Source organism: Undibacterium sp. Ji50W (assembly GCF_049340445.1).
Taxonomy (GTDB): domain Bacteria; phylum Pseudomonadota; class Gammaproteobacteria; order Burkholderiales; family Burkholderiaceae_D; genus Undibacterium.
In genome coordinates this window covers 93,541-112,648 of sequence record NZ_JBMPOX010000007.1, presented here as the reverse complement: position 1 = coordinate 112,648, position 19,108 = coordinate 93,541, and the positions used below count along the sequence as shown (strand labels likewise).

The 19,108-nt window shown below is 51.0% G+C and carries 18 protein-coding genes; 12 read left to right on the top strand and 6 right to left on the bottom strand.

What is annotated here, in order from left to right; all coding sequences use genetic code 11:
* Nucleotides 1–38 precede the first annotated feature (38 nt).
* The 3 genes from ACO0K9_RS12850 (at nt 39) to ACO0K9_RS12840 (ending at nt 3,254) form a co-directional block, all read left to right on the top strand.
* Nucleotides 39–1,310: a YeaH/YhbH family protein gene (locus ACO0K9_RS12850; protein WP_422985453.1), complete on the top strand. Its 1,272-nt coding sequence runs from the start codon at nt 39–41 to the stop codon at nt 1,308–1,310.
* Entirely contained in the window at nt 1,307–2,860 is a 1,554-nt protein-coding gene (locus tag ACO0K9_RS12845; protein WP_422985451.1) for a SpoVR family protein, read from the top strand. The genes ACO0K9_RS12850 and ACO0K9_RS12845 overlap by 4 nt, the downstream gene beginning before the upstream one ends.
* A gap of 100 nt (nt 2,861–2,960) precedes the next feature.
* Nucleotides 2,961–3,254 (top strand): hypothetical protein, encoded by a 294-nt coding sequence (locus tag ACO0K9_RS12840; protein WP_422985449.1) that lies wholly within the window; start codon nt 2,961–2,963, stop codon nt 3,252–3,254.
* A gap of 166 nt (nt 3,255–3,420) precedes the next feature.
* Here the strand turns inward: ACO0K9_RS12840 and ACO0K9_RS12835 are convergent, their stop codons facing one another.
* Complete coding sequence (locus ACO0K9_RS12835; protein ID WP_422985447.1) at nt 3,421–4,107, bottom strand: MarC family protein; 687 nt, start codon at nt 4,105–4,107, stop codon at nt 3,421–3,423.
* A gap of 199 nt (nt 4,108–4,306) precedes the next feature.
* Here ACO0K9_RS12835 and ACO0K9_RS12830 point away from each other — a divergent pair, with 199 nt between their 5' ends.
* Both ACO0K9_RS12830 and ACO0K9_RS12825 read left to right on the top strand, forming a co-directional pair.
* The gene (locus tag ACO0K9_RS12830) at nt 4,307–4,732 is read left to right on the top strand and encodes a hypothetical protein (protein WP_422985445.1); all 426 of its coding nucleotides are present in this window, start codon (nt 4,307–4,309) and stop codon (nt 4,730–4,732) included.
* 358 nt (nt 4,733–5,090) lie between these two features.
* Nucleotides 5,091–5,450 (top strand): 5-carboxymethyl-2-hydroxymuconate Delta-isomerase, encoded by a 360-nt coding sequence (locus tag ACO0K9_RS12825; RefSeq protein WP_422985443.1) that lies wholly within the window; start codon nt 5,091–5,093, stop codon nt 5,448–5,450.
* 223 nt (nt 5,451–5,673) lie between these two features.
* On the opposite strand, the gene ACO0K9_RS12820 is transcribed toward ACO0K9_RS12825, so the two are convergent.
* On the bottom strand, nt 5,674–7,971 hold the full coding sequence (locus ACO0K9_RS12820) for a TonB-dependent receptor (protein WP_422985441.1): 2,298 nt from the start codon (nt 7,969–7,971) through the stop codon (nt 5,674–5,676).
* Between the two features lie 90 nt (nt 7,972–8,061).
* Nucleotides 8,062–8,400, bottom strand: coding sequence for a DUF2946 family protein (locus tag ACO0K9_RS12815; protein ID WP_422985439.1), 339 nt, complete (start codon nt 8,398–8,400; stop codon nt 8,062–8,064).
* 397 nt (nt 8,401–8,797) lie between these two features.
* Between ACO0K9_RS12815 and ACO0K9_RS12810 the strand changes: the two genes are divergently transcribed.
* The 3 genes from ACO0K9_RS12810 to ACO0K9_RS12800 all read left to right on the top strand — a co-directional run bounded on the left by ACO0K9_RS12810 (nt 8,798) and on the right by ACO0K9_RS12800 (nt 11,963).
* Complete coding sequence (locus tag ACO0K9_RS12810; RefSeq protein WP_422985437.1) at nt 8,798–10,267, top strand: APC family permease; 1,470 nt, start codon at nt 8,798–8,800, stop codon at nt 10,265–10,267.
* A 55-nt stretch (nt 10,268–10,322) separates the two neighbouring features.
* The gene (locus tag ACO0K9_RS12805) at nt 10,323–10,805 is read left to right on the top strand and encodes a CreA family protein (RefSeq protein ID WP_422985435.1); all 483 of its coding nucleotides are present in this window, start codon (nt 10,323–10,325) and stop codon (nt 10,803–10,805) included.
* 285 nt (nt 10,806–11,090) lie between these two features.
* Nucleotides 11,091–11,963 carry an HDOD domain-containing protein gene (locus tag ACO0K9_RS12800; protein WP_422985433.1) on the top strand — a complete coding sequence of 291 codons (873 nt, stop codon included), beginning with the start codon at nt 11,091–11,093 and terminating at the stop codon, nt 11,961–11,963.
* A gap of 43 nt (nt 11,964–12,006) precedes the next feature.
* On the opposite strand, the gene ACO0K9_RS12795 is transcribed toward ACO0K9_RS12800, so the two are convergent.
* Complete coding sequence (locus ACO0K9_RS12795; protein ID WP_422985431.1) at nt 12,007–12,201, bottom strand: hypothetical protein; 195 nt, start codon at nt 12,199–12,201, stop codon at nt 12,007–12,009.
* A 403-nt stretch (nt 12,202–12,604) separates the two neighbouring features.
* On the opposite strand from ACO0K9_RS12795, the gene ACO0K9_RS12790 reads away from it, so the two are divergent.
* Genes ACO0K9_RS12790 through ACO0K9_RS12775 form a run of 4 tightly spaced genes read left to right on the top strand, consistent with a single transcriptional unit; the run spans nt 12,605 to nt 16,356 of the window.
* Nucleotides 12,605–13,249 (top strand): TetR/AcrR family transcriptional regulator, encoded by a 645-nt coding sequence (locus ACO0K9_RS12790; RefSeq protein ID WP_422985429.1) that lies wholly within the window; start codon nt 12,605–12,607, stop codon nt 13,247–13,249.
* Nucleotides 13,242–14,258, top strand: a complete 1,017-nt coding sequence (locus ACO0K9_RS12785; RefSeq protein ID WP_422985427.1) for an HlyD family secretion protein — start codon at nt 13,242–13,244, stop codon at nt 14,256–14,258. Before ACO0K9_RS12790 ends, ACO0K9_RS12785 begins: the two co-directional genes overlap by 8 nt.
* On the top strand, nt 14,255–15,226 hold the full coding sequence (locus tag ACO0K9_RS12780; RefSeq protein WP_422985425.1) for an ABC transporter ATP-binding protein: 972 nt from the start codon (nt 14,255–14,257) through the stop codon (nt 15,224–15,226). Before ACO0K9_RS12785 ends, ACO0K9_RS12780 begins: the two co-directional genes overlap by 4 nt.
* A complete protein-coding gene (locus ACO0K9_RS12775; protein WP_422985423.1) occupies nt 15,223–16,356 on the top strand; it encodes an ABC transporter permease in 1,134 nt (377 codons plus the stop codon). Before ACO0K9_RS12780 ends, ACO0K9_RS12775 begins: the two co-directional genes overlap by 4 nt.
* A gap of 85 nt (nt 16,357–16,441) precedes the next feature.
* Here the strand turns inward: ACO0K9_RS12775 and ACO0K9_RS12770 are convergent, their stop codons facing one another.
* Nucleotides 16,442–17,530 (bottom strand): hypothetical protein, encoded by a 1,089-nt coding sequence (locus tag ACO0K9_RS12770; RefSeq protein ID WP_422985421.1) that lies wholly within the window; start codon nt 17,528–17,530, stop codon nt 16,442–16,444.
* A gap of 38 nt (nt 17,531–17,568) precedes the next feature.
* A complete protein-coding gene (locus tag ACO0K9_RS12765; protein WP_422985419.1) occupies nt 17,569–18,903 on the bottom strand; it encodes a DUF4034 domain-containing protein in 1,335 nt (444 codons plus the stop codon).
* Nucleotides 18,904–19,108 lie beyond the last annotated feature (205 nt).

Here is a 19,108-nt window from a genome sequence, read left to right as displayed (position 1 = left end):
AGGCAAGTGAAAGATTTTGCGGCAAACGGGAGAGCATTTTGGTTCATCTGATTGACCGGCGTGTCCAGGGTAAAAATAAGTCTGCACCGAATCGTGAACGCTTTTTGCGGCGTTATAAAGGGCAGATCAAGGATGCTGTAGCTCGTGCAGTCAAGGGGCGGTCCATTACCGATATTGAGAGCGGTGAACGTATATCGATACCGGTCAAGGATGTCAGTGAACCGACCTTTGGTCATACGCATGGTGGGGTGTGGGAAGGCGTGCAACCTGGTAATGAACAATACCAGCGCGGTGATCAGGTTGCCCGACCCAAAGGCGGTGGTGGCGGTTCTGGCAAAGGGCAGGGTGGCAATAGCGAAGACCCGTCCGAAGATGACTTTGTGTTCCAGCTATCACGCGAAGAATTCATGAACTATTTCTTCGAAGACCTGGAATTACCGAATATGGTCAAGACGCAATTGACTTCCACGACCGATTTCAAAAGCCAGCGTGCCGGTTACAAAACATCAGGCACCGCATCCAGCATGCATGTGCTGCGCTCATTGCGCGGTGCCATGGGGCGACGCATTGCAGTCGGCGGTAAATCAGCACGCAGACTGAAAGTGGCTGAAGCAGAAATGACGACGCTGCTTGATGCTGGCATAGACAACAAAGATAGCAGGGTGATTGAATTAAAACAGGAAATTCATCACCTGCGCACGCGCCTGCTGGCGATTCCATTTCTTGATCCATTTGACCTGCGTTACAGCAACCGCGTCAAGGTACCCAAACCTGCCAGTCAGTGCGTGATGTTTTGCCTGCTGGACGTATCCGGCTCCATGGATGAACAGAAAAAGGATACGGCCAAACGCTTCTTCATTTTGCTGTACCTGTTCCTGACCCGTGCCTATGAAAAAATCGAGGTGGTGTTTATCCGCCATCATACGACTGCGATGGAAGTGGATGAAGATGCTTTTTTCCATTCACGCGAATCGGGCGGTACCATTGTTTCATCTGCATTGAACCTGTTATCGCAAATCGTGCGTGAACGATACACCGCCAGCGACTGGAACGTGTATGTGGCCCAGGCTTCGGATGGTGATAACTGGGACAATGATTCGGCCACCTGCGGGCAACTGCTGACCAATACCATCATGCCGCTGGTGCAGTATTATGCCTACGTGGAAATCACCGATGGTCAGCCGCAGAACCTGTGGCTGGAATATGAGAAAGTGACCGAACATCATGCGCACTTTGCGATACAAAAAATAGAAACACCGGCTGACATTTATCCGGTGTTTAGGGAATTGTTCAAGAAGCAGCCGAAATGAGGTCCAACATGGAAGCCAGCCATGCCAGTACCAGAAGAAAGCATCCCCGTGCCTTGCCCGAGCAATCTGAATGGACTTTTGAACTCATAGAGCAGGCGCATGAAGAAATACGTCGGGTAGCCGAACAGTTTGGGCTGGATACCTATCCCAACCAGCTCGAAGTGATCACTGCTGAACAGATGATGGATGCCTATGCGTCCGTGGGCATGCCTGTGTCCTACAATCACTGGTCATTCGGCAAGCATTTTCTTTCTACAGAAAAAAGCTATAAGCGCGGACAGATGGGGCTGGCCTACGAAATCGTCATCAATTCCAATCCCTGCATTTCTTACCTGATGGAAGAAAACAGTCTGACCATGCAGGCACTGGTGATCGCCCATGCAGCGTACGGACATAACTCCTTTTTCAAAGGCAATTACCTGTTCCGCACCTGGACCGATGCTGAGGCGATTATTGATTACATGCTATTTGCCAAGAATTATATCGCAGACTGCGAGCAGCGCTATGGCATGGAAGCGGTAGAACTGATCATTGATTCTTGCCATGCCTTGCAAAACTATGGCGTTGACCGCTACAAGCGTCCCGCCAAAATATCGCTGGTTGAAGAACGTGTGCGTCAGGCCGAAAGAGAAAAATACATGCAGTCACAGGTGAATGACTTGTGGCGCACAGTCCCGCGACGCAATGAGGTGCCAGAAAGCCTGGCAGAGCAGCGTGTGCCGTCCGAGCCACAAGAAAACCTGCTGTATTTCATAGAAAAGTATTCGCCGTTGCTTGAACCCTGGCAGCGCGAGATTGTGCGCATTATCCGCAAGGTGTCACAATATTTTTATCCGCAACGCCAGACCCAGGTCATGAATGAAGGCTGGGCGACGTTCTGGCATTACACCATACTGCAGCAATTGTATGAAGAGGGCGTGGTCGGCGATGGCTTCATGATGGAATTTTTGCAAAGCCATACCAATGTGGTGTATCAGCCACCGGTTAGCAGCCGCTATTTCAATGGGATTAATCCCTACGCCCTGGGTTTCGCCATGATGCGCGACATACGCCGCATCTGCGAAACACCGACGGCAGAAGACCGCGAATGGTTCCCCGACTTTGCTGGCAGCGACTGGCAAAAGACCCTGCAGTTTGCGATGCGCAATTTCAAGGATGAGAGTTTCATTGCCCAGTACTTGTCACCCAAGCTGATGCGTGACTTTCATTTTTTCGCCATCCTTGATGATGACAGTAAGGATAAGTTGCTTATTTCGGCGATTCATGATGAACAGGGTTATCGTTATCTGCGCGAACAATTGGCGGGACAATACAACCTCGGTAACCGTGAACCGAATATCCAGGTCTGGTCCGTCGATATGCAGGGCGACCGCGCTTTGACCTTGCGTCATACCCAGTATCAGCGCCGTCCCTTGAACATGCAGACGGGCGAAATGTTGAAGCATGTCGCCAGGCTATGGGGGTTTGATGTTTACCTGGAGACTGTGGATCCGACCAATAAAGTGCTGGCCAGGCAGGAATGCAAATGGGAAAAACGCAACAGGGCCTGAGTTTCCTCCGCCTGTGGCGCAAGCATGCCAAATGTCGATAGCCGTGGGCAGACTGATGCGATAGAATAAAAAACGACCATCTGAAGACGGAGACTGCACCATGTATCTGGATCACCCGAAAATTTCTGCTACCAATAGTGAAACCGAGCCAGACCGCATAGAACGTCTGAGCCGTGTTTACGGTTATGCGATAGGCCTGGCAGATATTGATGGCAATAAGGAATGCATTTCCAAGCTGGCCAAGATCCATGACCACAAGGGGACGCTGATGGTGATCTGGTATGTCGCCCCTACCCAGGTAGAGAAAAGTTATTTCGCCCGTGCCTGGAATAGCCGCATCGGTGACGAAACCGAACTGGTGGAACATGCACTGATGCTCGAAGAGCCATTGTAACGACAGGATGGCGAGGCGGATATGACATCCGCCTGCCTCATGCAACTCTCCTTGGTAGCTCTCTTTGCGGTTTTGTGCGCTGAGTTTTACTATTCAATTGTTTGCGAGTTTGTGACCTGCGCTGATGAATGCGGGCATGCTTTGACTAGACGACCTCAGTGTCGCTTCAGTGCAGTTTCAGGTCACCAAGCAGGTCAGAAATACCTGCCCAGCCAATTTCTATTCCTATACACAACAAGATAAAAGCGGACAGGCGCATCAGCACGGTTGCGCCTACGTCACCCAGCAGTCTTTCCATATTGCGGGCGAAGCGATAGCACAGGTAAATCACCAGCGTGGTCAGCAACACACCCAGGGCAGAAGCAATGCTGGTGATCAGCCAGTCCACTGGTTTGTTTGGCATCTGGGTACCCAGGGTCACCGAGGCGGCGATGGTGCCGGGCCCTACCGTCAGCGGAAAACTGAAGGGGTAAAACCCGCGGCTACGCAACTCTTCACGGGTCCAGGTGCTGCCACCATGCGAGGCAGCGACGGAATTACGCAATTTATCCTGGCCCTGATCATTCAACAGCTTCCAGCCTGCCATAGCCACCACGATACCACCGGCAACCCGAACGATAGGCAGAGAAATGCCAAAAAAATCCAGTACGTAAGAGCCGATAAAGACCGCACCCATCAGCAGGAAAAAACAGTTCAGGGCGATACGCTTCGCCAGCCGGTTGGCCAGTTGCGGCTCTATCGGGCCGGTCATGGATAGAAAAATAGGGGCAATCGCGATGGGGTTCAGGATAGGTAACAAGGTGATCGGTACTACGATTAATGCCTTGAAAAAAATGATCATCGTGATACTCATGCTTACTCCTGAAAGATTGGGGTTCGATTATGCAACAGAAATGCCTGCTTGGCGACTGTCAGAGCAGGGCTGGCAGGGTAGGGATGGGTGAATTCAGCATACAAAAAGATACACGGGACAATATTGCATTGCCAGAAATAACATATACAATCAATAACGCTGACAAAAATTGATTTTCCTCTCAAAATAAAGGAAACACATGAAATCCCTGATGAAAGTAGTCATTGCTTCTGCCCTGAGTACCGCATTTCTGGGGGCCTGTAGCATGGCACCGCTATCCTACCTGAATGGCAACCCTGACCGCCCGTTGCCCAATCATGAGTATCCCGTGCGCATTGTTGCAGTGGATCAGCAAGCCTACTTCAAAGGGCCGGTACAAATCGCCCCAGGCAAGCATAATGTCTTGGTACAGATCGGTCAGTCTATGGCCCGCGCACCTTCACAAAAAATGCTGGTGCTGGATGTACAGCCTTGTACACGCTATTACATCACAGCCAAAAAAGACTCCATCATGGAAAACAATTGGGAACCTAAAATATTTGACAGTGAAAATGTAGGTGGTTGTGACGCCAGCGAAGAGCTGAAAAAGGCGAACGCCACTAGCACAGTGACTGCATCCAGGTAATTTTTCATTGCAGCAAGCTGTGTAGAGGTCTTTTCCCTGTGTGAATGCATACACAGGGACAAAGGCCTCTTTTCTATTTGGTGGGGCGAATTGCTCACACCTTGCAGTCCAGAGCGCGTACTGAGGTAAACCCTTCGGGAGCTGGCCGCATTTGCACTTTGCGGGCGCATTGCTGCGCAGTAGTGTCACATCGCGCTTGCTAAGGCAGCTTTAGCTGCAAGAAGGCTTACCCTTACGCCTTGCTCGCACTCATCCCTACGTATGAAGTGAGTTCTGGCTGATGCTGGTACAGTTGTAGTAGTCAGCAAAGAATCAAAAACTGCCAGACCATAATCGAACGAACAGATATAGGACAGCTATGCCACATTTCACCATCGAATACTCCGCCAATCTGCCAATGCAGGCCAGGGAACTGCTGCTGGATATCAATACTGCCCTGGTGGCGACGAATCATTTCAAGGAAATTGATATTAAAAGCCGGGCCATCCGTTTTGACACCTATGTCGTCGGTACCGCCAATGCAGAAAGGGCTTTTCTGCATGCCAAGCTGGTGATATTGAAAGGCCGCACGACCGAAGTGAAACGTGATCTGTCAGAACGCGTACTCGCCGTTATCAACAATGCCGGGCCATGGCCGTCAGGGCTGGATGTGCAATTGTGTGTCGAGGTGCAGGAACTGGAGCGTGAAACCTATGCCAAGGCGCATTTCAGTACCTAAAGCCCGGTCCTGTAAGAACGTGTTTACGATCTGTAGCGAGCGAGCGTCAGCGGGGTGAAGAGCAGCGCAAAAAGCGGAATGTACTCTAAGTACATGAGCATTTTGAGCAGCGCATGAACCCCGATCACGCACGCGCAGTAAGATCGCAAACAGGTTCTAAACAAACAAGCTGTCCATGCCTGAAAGCCTGGATTTCAAAGTATCGATATTTCAAAGTATCGATTTAAAAATCGAATTTCAATTCACCCACGACACTGCGTTGTGTGTACGGGTGGAAGGCCCAATATTTTTTGTTGTTCAGATTGTCTATGCCTATCGATGCCGCCCACTGTCTGGCGAGCTGATAGCGTACCCGTACATCCACCACCACAAAGCTGGAAAAACCCTGATAGGTAAAGGCATTGGTATCGCTATTATCGAGTGAACCATACTGTTTGCCGCTATAGCGCAAGCCCAGGCTGGTGCTGAGTTTTTCATCCGGTCGGTAATTGATTACCAGATTCGCCCGCCAGGCCGGTACACGCGGCTGCCATTTACCCACACTGGCCGGGAATTTGTCGTTCCTGGTGATGACAGAGTCGGCATACGTCAGGCTGGCAGCCAGGTCCAGGCCGTGGGTAAATACATCGCTGGCCTGATACGCCAGCTCCAGCCCCGTGGTATGAATTTCATCGACGTTCTGGATGTTCGTGACGTTCGGCGTTACCAGCGTGTTGACTTGCGAATACAGCGCATCGCGGGTTCTTTCGTGGAATACCGTTGCCCGCAAAAAGCCCTTGCCTTCATCCAGTACACGTTCTGCCGTCCATTCCGTGGTCCAGGATTTTTCCGGTTTCAGCGTCGGGTCATTGTTGACGATGGCGGTGGTGGAAATCGTACCCTGATACAGTTCCGACACGGTAGGCATGCGCACTGCGCGGCCCAGCGATGCTTTCAAGGTCCAGTCGTCACTGGCCTTGAAGGCGAGTGCTGCCTTGGGTGAAAAATAGGTTTCGCTACGGTCGATAAAGTTCAGGCTGGAACTGGCATTGGCAATAGCCCCCTTATCTGCCTGCCATTGTTCGATGCGGCCACCGACGATGGTTTTCCATTGCGGACTGATGCGCCAGGCATCTTGTGCATACAGGCTTTGCAACTGGGTATTACCCTGGAAGGCAGAAAAGCGTTTCATTGCATTACCGCTGATCCAGTTATCGGTATCCGATACCAGGGTGCGCAATTGATAGGCTTCACGCTGATAGCCGAATTCCGTCGTGTGTTCTGCGTTCGGGCGCCAGATACCCTTTAGTGCCAGGGTATTCCAGCCGGTACCATTGCCATCTGTAATGCGGCCAGCACCACCGTTATCTGCCTGGGGAATGGCTACTGTCGGTGCACGGGCTATGTCCTTGCTGTAGTCATACAGGCTGGCGGCGATTTCCCAGTCAAATTCGCCCTTGGTATTGCTTCTCAGGTTCAGGCCATGGGTAATATGTTCGAGCTGGTTTTTACTGTTCGACATATCGGTCGCTGCCAGGGTATATTTTTTGCCGCCTATATTGATGTCGCCGCTATACACGGCATTGCCAGTGGCATCGTGCAGATAACTCTCGACGCCACTGTTCATATTATTGCGCCAGTAACCCAGCGTGTAGCTGGCCCGCAGCGTGGGGCTGAAGTCATACGCCAGCTTGATCTTGGCATGATCTTGCGTGGTATGGTACTGGCCGGTTGCGCCGAGTATCCACCAGTCCATGCCTTGTGGATTTTTATCAGCGATGGCACCGCTGACGACTGTGCCTGCGTTGCTGTTGACACCTGCAGATAACAGTTTGTTGGCAAAGGCGATAGGGTGACCATTGCTATCAAGTTGATTCAAATTCAGCCACCAGGAAAACGCGCCCTGTTTATCGCCCAGGCTGGCACTCAATTGCTTGCCGCTATAGCTTTTGTCCGTGCCATATAGCTGGAAATTTTCACTGAAACCAACCAGCTTGACATGCGCTTCAAATTGTGTGGGCATGCGGGTCACGTAATCCACCACTGCACCGGCAGAGTTGCCGGCATAGGCGGCTGAAAATGGGCCGTACAATACATCAACGCGTTCGATTTCTTCCGGCGTCACCAGGCCCCAGCGCGGGGTAAAGCTGGCACCATTACCCAGCAGGTTGGACAGCAAGATACCATCGGCATAGACCAGCGAACGTGCACTGTTGCCAGTGCCTGATGCCCGCGTCGCCAGTACCGCATGATTGTAATCACCGACATAGCGCTTGCGCACCAGCAGGCTGGGCAGGTATTTCAGTGCATCTTCAGCATCAATGGCATTGATGGTACGTTCCATGGTCCTGGCGTTGATGCCTTCGATGGTGGTCGGTATTTCTTTTGGCAGGGAAGAGGGACGGTCGCCATTGATGGTGACACGTTCCATTTGCTGTTGATCGTCAGTGGTACCTGCGGCAAAGGCTGGCAACAAGGGGAAAGCCGTCATCAGCGCAGCACTCAGGGTGCGCAGACGCAGCTTGGTCAAGGAATTGGGCATGGGTAGTCAGAAAAAAGGACTGCGAAGGAAAGCGCAAAGCAGTCTGTAGCAATGTCAAAAACACTGTTACAGCTGAACCGGATCGTTTTTTTAGACTACAGGTGGGCCGCGTGCGGGCAGCGGGGCAGCAACAATGGCTGCCAGGCGGGCTGCCGGTATGGAGCGGGTGGCGTAAGACAGTGCATGCTGCGGTATAAAGGCATCCATTTGCGGCAGTACCGGGGGCAGGGCAGTTGCCAGGCATAAAGAGCAATCCAGCAAATGCGTCATACTCTTGCCGGCATTCTTGCCTTCTTCAGTTGCCCCTGACTGGCTGATGAATTTATACCCGGTACTGGTACAAATCAGGTTCATGCTGTCAGATTTCACCAGCGACGATGCCATGGCGACACCCAGCGTCAATACATATAACAACAGTACTGTACGCACGATGTGGTGAAAGCAGGAGCGGGAAATTCTGTAGGCAGACATGAGGCCGCATTGTATCACCGTTCTGCCGGGGTATAAATTCAGTTTATACAACACGCTAAAAATAAGCGATCCGCCATCAAGTCCGACGGATTTACCGCTATGATTGCGATTTTCGGGACCGGACTGGCATGTTTAATGCTGCTCCATTTCCAGAACAGCCGACCCAAGGGTGGCTGACATGATAAAGACAGGATTGCGGGCCAATTTGCCCGGGCAGGCGTGGTGGTGGTGAACTTCGATTGAGCAGCTTGACCAGGCTTGACTAAGCTTAATTTACTCAGGCACACATGCAATGACGCCATTGCCATCGCATGACATTGCCGCAGTCCTATTGCAACAAGAAGAAGGGATTATCTTGAGACAACAAACATTGGGGCAGCAACTGACCCGCACCAAGCCGATCGATCATAGCGAACAGGTGACTGACGACCAGGGCCACAGCCTGCATCGTTCACTGGGCTTGTTCGCACTTACCATGATAGGCGTCGGTTCCACCATCGGTACCGGGATCTTTTTCACCATGGTGGAAGCCGTGCCCAAAGCCGGGCCCTCCGTGATTCTGTCATTTTTGATTGCTGCGGTCACTGCCGGCTTGACGGCATTATGTTATTCCGAGTTGTCATCCAGGATTCCTGCTTCTGGTTCGTCGTATTCGTATGCCTATGCCACTGTGGGTGAATTTGGTGCGTTTGTGGTGGCTGCCTGTCTTTTGCTGGAATATGGATTGGCTGCCAGTGCAACGGCGATAGGCTGGTCGGCGTATCTGAATAATTTCCTGGCGAATGCCCTGGGCTGGCACATACCTGAAATGTTGCGCTCACCCATGATCGTGGCCGGTGCCAACGGGGTAGAAATCCATGCCAGTCAGTTCAATCTGCCGCCCATGATACTGGTCGCTATTTGTTGCTTCCTGCTGCTGCGCGGTGCCAAGGAATCGGCCACGGTGAATGCTGTCATGGTATTGATCAAGCTGGTGATTTTGACCTTCTTTGTCATCATCGCTTTCTCTGGTTTCAATGCCGAACACTTCACGCCCTTTTTTAATACCGATAACAGCAAGGGCCTGGCAGGCATGGCCGGGGTGACTGCTGCTGCCGGTACCGTGTTTTTCTCTTTCATTGGCCTTGATACGGTGGCAACTGCCGGTGCTGAAGTCAAAGACCCCAAGCGCAATGTGCCGCTGGGTATCATGGTGGCGCTGATCGTGGTCACGGTGTTTTATTTGCTGGTGGCGGTGGCTGCAGTGGGGGCACAGCCGGCCAGGATGTTTGAAGGGCAAGAAGCTGGTTTGGCCGTTATTTTGCAAAATGTGACCGGCAAAGCCTGGCCGGCGCTGGTGTTGTCGGCAGGTGCCGTGATTTCGGTATTCAGCGTGACCCTGGTGACCATCTACGGCCAAAGCCGCATCCTGTTTGCGATTAGCAAGGATGGCCTGATACCAGCATCTTTCCAGCGCGTGCATGCGCGCACCCGTACCCCTGTCAGCAATACCATTATTGTTTGCCTGCTGGTGGGTATTGTTGCCGGTCTGGTCGATTCCACCTTCCTGTGGGATATGGTCAGCATGGGCACGCTGGTGGCTTTCATGGTGGTATCGGTGGCGGTGCCTGTCATCCGCCGTCAGGGTCTTGGTGAGGGTGCCAGCGGTTTCCGCGTACCTTTTGGGCCCTACCTGATACCAGGTTTGAGCATAGTGGCCAGCCTGTATATCCTCAAGGACTTGCCGCCGACAACCTATCACGTGTTTTTCATCTGGATGGCAGTGGCAATTGCGATCTATTTCTTTTATGGAAGAAGCCATTCCCACTTGAATAAAAACCAATAAGCCAGATATCGATGAGGCGTATGTCATTTTCACCACTTTACGGAAAGAAAAGAATATGAAACTTTCACACCTCAATCGTGCCCTGCTTACCAGTGCATTGACCTTGTTGACATGGACCGCTCATGCCGAAACGGTAGGCAGTGTCGATACCGCCTTCAAGCTGATCGGCCCCGACCATAAGGTCGTGGTCGAAGCCTATGACGATCCCAGAGTCAACGGCGTGACCTGTTATGTGTCGCGCGCCAAGACCGGCGGTATCAGCGGTGGCCTGGGGCTGGCAGAAGACAAGGCAGAAGCCTCGATTGCCTGCCGTCAGGTTGGGCCTATCAGTTTCCCTGGCCCCATGAAGCAGCAGGAAGAAGTGTTTAACCAGAGCCTGTCGATTTTGTTCAAGAAATTACGCATCGTGCGCATGGTGGATCAGAAACGCAACGCGCTGGTATATCTGACTTATTCTGACAAACTGATAGACGGTTCACCCAAGAATAGTGTGACTGCGGTGGCGGTAGACCACAGCACGCCTATTCCGCTCAAATAAAATAGCTTGCATAAAATATCCGGGAGGGCGAAAAATCAGCATGGATTTTCTATCCGGCAATCATTTGCGTTTACAATGCAAGTTGTAAGAACCTGTTTATGATCTTAAGCGCGTGCGCAATCGGAGTCCACGCGGGGCTCATGCGCTGCTCAAAATGCGCATGGTCTAGTGTATATTCCGCTTTTTGCGCGGCGTTTTTGTTACCCTTACCCCGCTGATGCAGGTACATTTGCTCGCTACAGATCTTAAACACGTTCTAAGCGTAATCCATTCTGACGTATCCCTATGACAAGCTCCGCCGCCCAGGCAGCCCCCAGGCTGACTACCGAACAATCTGTCGATGCGCTGATCAAGACCATACGCATCCCGCCTCGCCCCAGTCTTCTGGCAGACGTGCAGGCGGAACTGGCGGTGGAAGATCCTGATCCGCTCAGGCTGACGACCATCATTGCCAATGATGTTGCCATGTCGGCATCTTTGCTGAAGCTGGCCAATTCCTCATTTTTCGGCTTACGCCTGAAAGCCAAGTCGGTTGAGCATGCGGTGAGTTTGCTGGGGATCACGCAGTGCGGTAATTTGATGACCGGTATTATTGCCCGGCAAAGCCTGCAGGTGGAAAAAGTATCGCTGATCAAGTTCTGGGATTTTTCTACCAAGCGGGCGCAAGCCATGACACAGCTGGCACGCCGCATGCGTGTCTGCACCGGTGATCTGGCACATACTTTTGGTCTGTTTTGCGATATTGGCATCCCCTTATTGCTGGAACGTTTTCCGGATTACGCTGAAACACTGGAGCTTGCCAATAAGGAAGCAGACCAGAGTTTCACTGCCCTTGAAGAACGGCGTCATACCACATCCCATGCTGCTATCGGCTCTCTCATGGCGCGTACCTGGGGTTTGCCAGAAAGCGTATCGATGGCCATTTTGTTGCATCATGATTATGATGTGCTGGATGACCCAGGCACTGAAGAATCAGTGAAATGCCTGATCGCGCTGGCTGTGCTGGCCGAATACGGCATACAGAAATACCATGGACAGGAATTTTCCTGCGAGTGGGAAAAAGGCGGAGAAGCAGCCTGTGCGTTTCTGGGGCTATCGGCAGACGATGTCGAAGACCGCTTTGAAGAGTTGCACGAATTATTCAATCATGGCCATTAGCTGATTGGTCATTAATCGCATCTCTGGTCGTTGGCGACGCGCATCAGGGGCGATTTCCCAGCATGCGGGCTGGCAACAGGAAGATGGCGCGCAGCAATTCAAACACACCGTCAACAGCAATCCCCAGTATCCGGAATGGTAATAGCAGTAACCAACATACCGGGTAAATCACCAGCGCTAGCAATGCCAGTGGCCAGCACAATACAAATAAAGCCAGCCAGATCAAAAATGTCAGCATGATCTGCTTTCCTTAAGCGATCAAGGCACGCAAGAGATTACTCAGCATGACCAGGGCGATGGTAGCGATGACTACGGCGTCCATGTTTGCGGTGATGTTCATGATATTTCCTTTCAATTCGGGTGGGAGTGATTGCACTGTAGTTGTTTGCAGAATCACTCGCCATGGCAACGCGACGAAATGCAGTTTTACTGGTTCAGATTGCCTATGCAGCGGACGAATTGAGAATGACTTTGTGCTCCCTGCCCAGGCGCTTTTTTAACCCTCAATCCACCCCCTTCGGTTTTTACAAATTGGCTTTGCAAATTCACAAGTGCTTAAAAATGGTGCTTGACATGCTGGTCTGGTGATTGCAAACTCCAATTATTAGTCAACTGCATAATAATAGTGGAATTGAAACTGCATGGCACGCCCCTCGCAACAACTTGATGAAGTCCTGCTGCAAAGCGGGCGGGTACTATTCGCCCGGTACGGCTGTAGCGGTCTGTCCCTGCGCCTGTTGGCAGAACACGCAGGTGTCAATGTCGGCATGTTCCATTATCACTTTCGCAGCAAGGACAATTACCTGGCACAGTTGCTGCAAACCATGTATGAAGAAATGTTTGTGCAGTTGCAGGCCGAGGTCGATCATGCCGGTTCACCAACGCAACGCCTGCGCCAGGCCCTGTGCCTGCTGGGACGTTTATTACGTGAGCATGGCAGCTGGATAGGGCGGGTCTGGACCGATGCCAGCATGGGAGAAACCGTCGTCACACAGTTTCTGCAAAAAAATGGATCACGCCATGTACAACTGATCGTCGGCCTGCTCATGGAAGCCATGCAGGCAGGCGAACTTGCCATGCAAGCGCCCATGCTGGCCCTGATTTTTCTCATGGGTAGTGTCGCTGCCCCGATGCTGGTGGCACCACGTGCGCTGGAACTAGGTTTTGTACCCCCCATATTGCAACTGCCATTGCAGCAAGTGCTGAGTGATGAAGGCATTGCTGACCGTGTCAACCGCGCCCTGTATGCCCTGGCCGCAAGCAAAGAGGATGTGAACTATGACTGATCAATTCTGTCGCATAAAAAATATTCTGCATATCCTTTTACTCAGCAGCCTGCCGCTGTTAATGATCGCCTGTAAGGGTAAAATTGAGACGGGCTGGTCTGGTTATGCAGAAGGAGATTACGTCTATATCTCGGCCCCGCTGGGTGGCCGCCTGGATCAGATCAGGGTCCAGGCTGGTCAGCAAGTGAGCAAGGATGCTCCCTTGTTTTCATTGGATGCAGAAGTCGAAAATGCGGCACGTGATGAAGCGCAGGCGCGTTTGCTGAGTGCCAGGGCGCAGGCCAGTAATACTGAAAAAGGCAAGCGCAGCGAAGAGATTGCTGTCAGCCAGGCCCAGCTTGTCAGCGCCCAGGCCCAGGCTGCGCTGGCAAGACAGGAACTGGCACGCCAGCAACAATTGCTGAACCAGGGTTTTGTGTCGAAATCGCGTATTGATGACGCCCGGACCAATCTCAAACTGAGCGAGGCGAAAGTGGCCGAACTAAACGCCGCCGTGAACGTGGCACGCTTGCCGGCAAGGGTTGATGAACGTGCAGCAGTGCAGGCCAGTGCCGACGCCGCCAAGGAGGTGGTACGCCAGACCGCCTGGCGTTCCGATCAAAAAAATCAGGTCTCGCCAGCGAATGCTCTGGTAGCCGAAGTGTTTTACCGTCAGGGGGAATACATACAGGCCGGCCAGCCGGTACTGTCCTTGTTACCGCCAGAAAATCGCAAGGCCAGGTTTTTTGTGCCCGAGGCCGAGCTTGGCAACATCACTGTCGGCCAGGCAGTAAGGCTGAATTGCGATGGTTGTGGTGCGGCTATTCCAGCCCATATCTCGCGCATAGCCAGCAAGGCTGAATATACACCGCCAGTGATTTATTCGAATGTGCAAAGAGCCAAACTGGTCTTCATGGTAGAAGCCATACCAGATCAGCCCGCGCGCTTATTGCTGCATCCGGGCCAGCCGCTGGATGTCAGCCTCAGTCCCTTGAGTTTAAGTAATGGCGCTGCAGGGAAGGCACAGTGAGTACCGCCAGTGACCAGGGCCAGTTGGCCATCGACGTCCATGGCCTGAGCAAATCCTATGGCGGGCGTGCTGTCGTCGACAAGGTCGAATTGCAGGTTGCCAAAGGCCGCATTTGCGGTTTCCTGGGGCCGAATGGCAGCGGCAAGACCACCACCATACGCATGCTGTGCGGTTTGCTGACTCCTGATGCGGGTACCGGCACTTGCCTGGGCCTGGACATCATCAAACAAGCAGAGAAAATCAAGCGGCAGGTAGGCTACATGACGCAAAAATTCGGTTTATATGATGATTTGTCGATACGCCAGAACCTGGATTTTGTCGCCCGCTTATTTGAATTACCATCCCGCAAAAATGCAGTCGATCAATCGCTGGAAAGGCTGGGTCTGACGGCACGCCAGCATCAACTGGCTGGTTCACTATCTGGTGGCTGGAAGCAAAGACTGGCGCTGGCGGCCTGCCTTATCCATGAGCCGCGCCTGCTATTGCTGGACGAACCTACCGCCGGTGTAGATCCCAAGGCGCGCCGTGATTTCTGGGACCAGATTCATCTGCTGGCTGATCAGGGCATTACCGTTCTGGTCTCCACGCATTACATGGATGAAGCAGAACGCTGTCATGAACTAGTATATATCGCTTACGGAAAAATCCTGGCACGCGGTACCGAACAGGAAATCATTCGCGATTCCAAACTCAAAGTCTGGACAGTGCAGGGTGAGCAATTGGGTAGCCTGCTGGCACCGTTGAAATCAGCGCCGGGAGTATTGAGTGTTGCTGCCTTTGGTAATGCCGTGCATGTGGCCGGGCAGGATGAGGTGCTGGTGCTGCAGGCGCTGGACAGTATCAGCAAGCAGGCTGCCATCCAGATATCTGCATCCGAAGCCAACCTCGAAGATGTCTTCATCAGCCTGATTGCCAGCGCACCTGATAATTTCTCGAAAGATGACCTACGGCAGAAGGTGCGCGCATGAAGCGTTTTTCCTGGGCCCGTATGTTTGCCATCTTCATCAAGGAATTTCAGCAAATGATGCGCGATCGCCTGACCTTTGGCATGGCTGTCGGTATCCCCATCTTGCAGCTCATCCTGTTTGGTTATGCCATCAACACCGACCCCAAGGGTTTGCCAACGGCGGTTGTCAGCACAGACAATAGCCCCATGGCGCGCAGTTTTGTGGTCGCCATGCAAAACACGGGCTACTTCCGCGTCGATTCAGTCGGGCAAAGTGAAAAAGAAGCTGAAGCCCTGCTGGAAACTGGCAAAGTACAATTCCTGCTGGTGATACCGCCGCAATTTACCCAACAACTGGTGCGGGGTGAAAAACCTGCTTTGCTGGTATCGGTGGACGCGACTGATCCTTCGGCATCCGGCAATGCCATCGCTGCGCTGAACGTGATTGCCACCCAGGCCCTGCAATATGACCTGACCGGCCCATTGCGCTATTTACAGACCGGCTCATCGGCGTATGAGGTAAGGGTACACCGTCGCTATAATCCCGAAGGACTGTCACGCTACAACATCGTGCCCGGCCTGATCGGTACCATACTCACCATGACTATGGTGATGCTGACTTCACTCGCCATGACACGTGAGCGCGAACGCGGCACCATGGAAAACCTGCTGGCAACACCGGTACGCCCGGCCGAAGTCATGGTAGGCAAAATTCTGCCCTATGTATTGATGGGGTATATCCAACTGGCCGTTATCATCAGCGCGGCATTCCTGTTATTTGAAGTCCCTATGGTGGGCAGCTTCAGTCTGTTGATGGCGATGATAGGCGTGTTCATCCTGGCCAATCTGGCGGTCGGTTTCACTTTTTCCACCATCGCCAGGAATCAGTTGCAGGCCATGCAGATGACCTTCTTTTTCTTCTTGCCGTCCATGCTACTGTCGGGTTTCATGTTCCCTTTTCGCGCCATGCCAGAATGGGCGCAGGTATTGGGTGAGGCGCTGCCCTTGACCCATTTCCTGCGTATCGTTCGCGGAATTTTGTTAAAGGGGAATGATGCAGGACAGCTCTTGCCCGAACTATGGCCCATGCTGGTATTTTTATTACTGGCCGGAGTGTTGGCATTGAAAAGATACAGGCAGACTTTGGATTGAAACTGACTAAAATTGCCTTGATGTGTCAGAGCGCATGTGCTTCCATGAGATGCGCTCTGACATGCCGGGTACCTTGGCTTGCAACTTATTTTTTATAGCCGAACTTGCTTTCGCACAGTTCCAGCGAAACGGTCGATGGCCATGCTTTATCCACAATGTCATCGGCCATTTTTTTGCGTAAGCTCAGGAAAGTTTTTTTGTCTCCCGCATGGCAGGCGAACATCGCAAAGTTATTTAAATTCCATTTGCTCTTGGGGTGACGGGTCATCAAATCTTCAAATCCGGCACGCATTTTGGGCCATTTTGCCATAGAGACGGCAAACAAATTATCCCTGTAAACCAGATTTTGCCCTACCGACCAATAAATTCTGGCATACAAGGTTTGTCCTTCCGTATCTTTAGTATTGTTGACTGACCAGGTCACCAAGTCATCAACTGCTTTCCAGCTACCACCCCACAAAGGCTGTGTAAAATTGGCCATTTGAAAATATAGTGGCAGATAGGTCTTATATTTTTTTGCTCCTTCGTAGAAAATCTTGCTTCTGTCTTCTTCTGATCGTCCCAATGCACCTTTTACTTCCAGCATCAATTCATACCAGTTAGGCAAGACATCGCCGGCAGCCTTATTTTCTGTCAAAACCTGTTCGGCTTTTTCCATGCGTTCATGAAACAGACGCCAACCCTCAGGGGTAACGGATGAATTGTACCCATGTCCTCTTGCATGCCATGCATAAGACGACCAATAGTTCGCTTCCGCCAACACACCCAATGGAGAATTGGGATACGTAGCTTTTAACTCCATAATTCTTTGCAGCTTTAATTCCTTATCTGGTGCATTGTCAAATGCACTTGATAAGATGCTCAACAAAGCAGACAGTTTGGGGCGACCGTCATTGAAAGTGCAATCAGGAGAATCCCAATCACGAATATATCCCATGAGGTCTACTGCATTTTTGGCGGAAGCGTTGGCGGTTGGTGCCAATAAAGTTGCCAGATGGGCAAAGGCTTCAGGCCCATCCCTCTCACGTGCTCCAGAAATGCATTTTCCTTTTGGTACCTGAGAAAATGGATCAACGAAGACGGGAGCCGAGTCCTGCTCTGCATGGACGAAAGCAGGTAATGTCAGTGCAACAGTCAGAAGAATTTTGGTGAATTGAGCTTGAAATGATTTCATTGTTATAGCTAAGGTGTATTTTGAAAAATTGATGTGATTTACATTTTTTCTTTGAAGCGATACGTACAAATATCTGGCGTATAGTTAGCAGGCCAAATGGTTTTTTCCGGTTTCCCCTGAATTTTCGTCCACAGGTCGTTGAAGGTATCTTTGTCATTTGCACGACAAGCATATACTGCCATTTCGTTCAACAATTTTGCGTTCGGGGTTTTCGCCAACATATGCTCATAGCCCTGTTTGATTCTTGGCCAGCTTGCGAGGCTGTCCCGGAAAATATCAAATTCGAATTGCTGACGCGAGGCTATGTACTGATAAATAGTGGCATATATGATAGCGCCGTCGCTATTGGTGATATTCTTGACCCCGGTTTCTATCACTTTTTCCACTTTTGCCCAATCAGCCAGGCCATATGGAGGGGCATAAATCAAAGCCATTTCCTTGTACAGATTAGTAAAGCGTGGATGACGTTTAATCGCTTCTTGATATAAATTTTCCGAGAATGTCAGGCTCTTACCATTTTCATTGCTTACCAATAAGTACATTTCGTACCACGTAGGATTGCGAGAGGCATATTTCTTTGATTTGGATAATGCAAGCTCTGCTGCATCCATTCGTTGCTTGAATAGTTTCAACGCAAATGGATCGACATTGACATTCGCCTGATTGCCGCGTATGCGCCAGGCCGCTCCTCTCCAGTATGTTGCTTCCGCAATAGGAATTCCTGTTGATTTGGGATTTACAACTTTCCATTGTTGAATGCGTTTCAGTTTGCCGGAGTCATCTCTGTCGCTGAATTCCATATTCACCGCAGAATCAAACCACGACAGTTGCCAGGTACCCGAGGTATCGGTAATTTCAGAGCGAATGAGTTTGTCAAGCAACTGGTCGATCGCGGCAAATTTACCCTCATCGAAATTTAATCTGAATGCTTGCCAATATTGATATTTTAAATCGGTTTCGTTGATTGGCAGGCTGGTTGCCTCCCACACATAAGGCATATCAAAATTGCGAATCAAAAATGAGCCTTCTTTATTTGATATCAGATGAAGGCGCAAGACATCTGTTTTTTGAACACCATTGTCAGGTGGTCTTCTGAATGAAGCTGCGACTTTTACGTTTTTTCCTATAGGAACAATGTCAAGCTGCTCTTCGGATGTGCGAACTGTGCCGTCACGCGAATTGACGGACGCGCCTAGAAGGAGTCTCCCTTTAGATCCATCATTATTGCAATCCACTTCAACAGTGACGGACATCGCGTCACTTTTTTTGATGGTAAAAGAATTGATACTGAAGTTATCTTGTTGAGCGGCTGCAGAAGAAAGACAGGAAATAAAGACGGCGAACAGGCTGAAGCGTATCAAATTCATTGGCATAGGATAATTAAAGTGGAGGCTTTGATGCCGGAGCTACTTTTGCTGAAATGGAGAATAGGTAGATGCAATATTGGCAATGGATATATTGTAAATCATAATCACTTGCCAGTGAGCATCTTTAATGACATAACTACTATGTTTTGCGGAATATTTTGCGCATGAATATAGATTATCATGTGGTTGTATAATTGACAATATTCATTGT